Origin of the sequence: uncultured Mycobacterium sp. (genome assembly GCF_964249325.1) — a bacterium.
In the GTDB taxonomy this organism is placed as follows: Bacteria; Actinomycetota; Actinomycetes; order Mycobacteriales; family Mycobacteriaceae; genus Mycobacterium.
This window is the reverse complement of record NZ_CAXUCH010000325.1, coordinates 2,667-3,934: the sequence shown is the minus strand read 5'-3', so window position 1 is coordinate 3,934 and position 1,268 is coordinate 2,667. Positions and strand designations below refer to the sequence as shown.

The window sequence follows — 1,268 nt, the reverse complement described above, 5'->3', positions numbered from 1 at the left end:
ACCCGCAGCGTCTAGATCCCGGCTCACGGGGACGTAGCTCAATTGGCAGAGCACCGCCTTTGCAAGGCGGGGGTTGAGGGTTCGAGTCCCTTCGTCTCCACTCCACGCGTCTTACTCGAACCCTCGACATGATGGATGAGGGTTCGAGTGGGGCGCGTGCCTGCGTTCTGACGCTGGTCGGCCCAGGTGAGGGCTTGTCGCTGGGTGTCGGGGTCGAGCAGCAGCCCGAACGATCGGGTCGGTTCGGTGCGGATGGTGTCGTCGGCGTCGAGGTAGATGCGGGTGAAGAACGCCTGATTCGCCATCCGCCGAGTGGTGTCTGAACCGCAGGCGTAGACGGTCTGGCAGTCCCCGGCCAGCGCCAGGCATTCTTGGAGGTGGGTGCGGGCCTCCTGGTAGGTGCTGTCGAGCGCATCCAGGCGGGCGGTCACGAGGTCGAGCTGGCGCGCGAGGCGGTCTTGCTCCTCTTTGAGCAGATCAAGCGGGAGGGCTCCGGCGTAGTGGGCTTGGAGGCTGGCGCGGCGCTGGTCCTGGATGCGATCGCGCTCGACGGTGAGCTGGTGGCGCTCGGTCTCGCTGGAGGCGTGCAGCGCGGCGAACTCCTCATCGAGCATCCCGAGCATGGCGTGGCGCACATCCGGGGGTATCTGGATGGTCTTGTAGTGGTCGGCGACCAGTTGCTCCATCTTGTCCACGAGGATCGCGGGGCGGGTGCAGTGGGTGCGCTTGGCGTGACGGCCGGCGCAGACGAAGTAGGGGTAGATGTTCCCGCTGGCGCTGCGAGCGTTGGAGATCATCAGCCGTGATCCGCAGGCGCCGCAGTAGACGGTGCCCTTGAGGTAGTGATCGTGGCGACGGCGCCGGTCCCCGGCGGAGTTGTGGGCGGAGAGGACGGTTTGGACGCGGTACCAGACCTCGATCGGGACGATCGGCTGGTGGGTGCCGGCATAGGTGACGCCTTTGTAGGTCACGTCGCCCTTGTAGTAGGGGTTGGTCAGCATCCGATGGACCGACGAGAACGCCAGCGGCTTGGCCGGGTGCCGCGGCGTCGGGAGGGTGGTCAGGCCGCGAGCGATCAGCTCCTCGTAGATTTGCGCGGTGGTCCAGTTCCCGGTCGCGTAGGCGTGGAACGCCCAGGTGACGTGCTCGGATCGTTCCGGGTCGACTTCGATGGTGCGAATGTCGCGGCCCAGCTCGTCACGCTTGCGGACGTTGAGGTAGCCGACCGGGGCTTTGGTCGGGGTGCCGCCAGCGGCGGCCTTCTGGAC

General features: G+C 66.8%; 1 protein-coding gene, 1 tRNA gene and 1 pseudogene. 2 read left to right on the top strand and 1 reads right to left on the bottom strand.

The window, feature by feature from the left end; translation table 11 throughout:
- Positions 1–27: 27 nt before the first annotated feature.
- Both ACFE99_RS23700 and ACFE99_RS23695 read left to right on the top strand, forming a co-directional pair.
- Positions 28–100 (top strand) — tRNA-Ala (locus ACFE99_RS23700).
- A 277-nt stretch (positions 101–377) separates the two neighbouring features.
- Positions 378–806 carry a hypothetical protein gene (locus tag ACFE99_RS23695; protein ID WP_375489127.1) on the top strand — a complete coding sequence of 143 codons (429 nt, stop codon included), beginning with the start codon at positions 378–380 and terminating at the stop codon, positions 804–806.
- On the opposite strand, the pseudogene ACFE99_RS23690 reads toward ACFE99_RS23695, so the two are convergent.
- Positions 720–1,172: pseudogene (locus tag ACFE99_RS23690) on the bottom strand (recombinase family protein); the annotation flags it as partial. The gene ACFE99_RS23695 and the pseudogene ACFE99_RS23690 sit on opposite strands and share 87 nt — an antisense overlap.
- Positions 1,173–1,268: the final 96 nt, after the last annotated feature.